This is a genomic window from Hymenobacter agri (assembly GCF_054778495.1).
The window spans coordinates 1-1,966 of record NZ_BAAGZM010000712.1; the positions used below are offsets into that span (position 1 = coordinate 1).

2 protein-coding genes are annotated in these 1,966 nt (G+C 61.3%); both read right to left on the reverse strand.

The genetic code is table 11. The annotated features are described in order from the left end of the window. Positions 1-585 (reverse strand): hypothetical protein (locus tag ACYVDE_RS21310; RefSeq protein WP_460503548.1); only part of this gene is annotated, 585 nt, incomplete at its 3' end. A 342-nt stretch (positions 586-927) separates the two neighbouring features. Beyond that, positions 928-1,776 carry a murein L,D-transpeptidase catalytic domain family protein gene (locus tag ACYVDE_RS21315; RefSeq protein ID WP_460503549.1) on the reverse strand — a complete coding sequence of 283 codons (849 nt, stop codon included), beginning with the start codon at positions 1,774-1,776 and terminating at the stop codon, positions 928-930. Positions 1,777-1,966: the final 190 nt, after the last annotated feature.

The following is a 1,966-nucleotide window of genomic DNA, read 5'->3' on the forward strand; positions in this document are numbered from 1 at the left end:
GTGGCGCACGCGCTCCGGCTTATGGCGGCGGGCAGCGACACTGTGCGCCCCACCAGCAGCGGCCGTGGTTTGGGCCAACGAATCGAGCACCCAGTTGGGCGAGCGACGGCCAACGGCTTCCCCCCGAAACAGGCGCATACCCGGCTTTAGCTCTTTCGCGGGCATGCGCAGGCCCAGCCGCCGGCCCGCTTGCAAGGCCACCGGCCGGCCGGCATCGTTGGTGGCGCTCACGTGTATCATCCCGCCCGTTTCGAGCAGGCGGCCGCTGCTCATTGTGCCCAGCCCGGCCAGGATGATATCGGGTGTTGTATAAAACTCACGCAGTTGCAGGCGCACCGGTCCACTCGTGAGCGGCACATCCCAGGCATCGGCCGGCACAAATAATTGAGTGCCCTGCTGCCCGATAAGCAGCGTATCGCGGCCAGGCCGCACCACAAATTCCTGGGGGCCGGGTAAGCCGGCAAGCAGAAAATCCTGCAAACTGCCCAACTTATCGGCTTCGGCCGGCGCTTGGGCCGCAATACCATCAAATGCCTCAGCGCTGGATTCGTCCGGAGCATCGGCCAGTACTGTGGGGTGAGCCAAAGGTTGTGTAGTCACTCGCCGCGTTGGTCGCCCGCCCACTGGTTGCTTTGCGGCCACGAATGATTCTTTCGTTCCGGATGACGCCGAACCGACAGCTACTTCATCGTTAGTGGAAGCCAGCGGAACGGCAACACTGTCGATAAGCGGCTGCTGCGCCGCCGCAGGCAGGTTCCCATTATGCTCATCGGTAGATTGGTCGGCTGAACAAGCCGCGAGCTGCAGGCAAAGCAGACTACCTAAAATGCGAAAGTATCGGTGTTTCATTACGCAACAACGCGGCCGGACTACTCTTTATTGAGCAGCCCGGCCGCGCCGTGCAAAGCAGCTTAAACTACTGAAAGCTTACGAAGTATGGGCCGCGCCCGAAGCCGGTACCAGCGCGGCAATAGCCACGTCCTGATTCAGGTAGCGCGACGAGTAGCCGGCATCCGACTTGTTCAGGAACAGGCAGGTACCGCCGTTCACCGCGTCGATAATCTGCGAGTACTGGTCCATGGGCAGGGCCGGGCAGCCGAGACTGCGGCCCAGGCGGCCGTTTTGCTTGATGAAGTCTTCGCTCACATAATCAGCACCGTGCATCACGATGGAGCGGGCGGCGGCGTTGCTGTTCACGCCTTCGTCCATGCCTTCGAGGCGCAGCGAGTGGCCGTGCTTGCCCTCGTATTCGCCGCCCGTGGCGTAAAAGCCCAAGCTGCTCATATTGCTCTGGTCGGTGTTGGAGAAGTTGGTGGCTTCGTTCTCGCCCGAGTTGTGGCCGTGGGCCACCAGCGTGTGGAAGAGAATTTCGTTTTTGGCCAAATCGAGCACCCACAGGCGCTTTTCGGTACTGGGCAGGTCGAAGTCGACTACCGTGAGTACCTGCTTATCCTCAGCCAACTTGCCATCCTGACGCAGGTTGAGGTAGCCGGTCATGGCCTTGGCGAAGGTTTCGTAGCGCAAGCCTTCCTGCTCGGCCCCGAGGGCATTGTAGGTAGCGCGCAGGGTTTGGTCGAACTGGGCCTTGGGCGAGAAATCCATCTTGGGCATGCGCAATTCGTTGCGCGTGCTGCCGGCCATCGACTGCTGAATGTTGCCGGCCAAAGGCGTAGCCAAAAACAACGAGGCCAGGAAGGGCAGAACACGACGCGCCATGCGCTGACGGCGCAGGCTTTTGCGTTTGCGCTGAACGATGCTGGGCTGATGCTGGTGCATAATCAAAGTTGCTGAGGTTGAACCGCAGCTGCCGCCACAAGTGTAGCGGTTGCCGCTGAGGTTTTATACGAGACTCACGCTCCAAATGGTCAGGTTAAAACCCCAAAACGTGCCGAATGATTCCAAACCCGGCCCCCGACGGCCCGCGCTTAGCGCCAGCCGCGCTGCACGAAGCGCCGCCCGGCGGCTC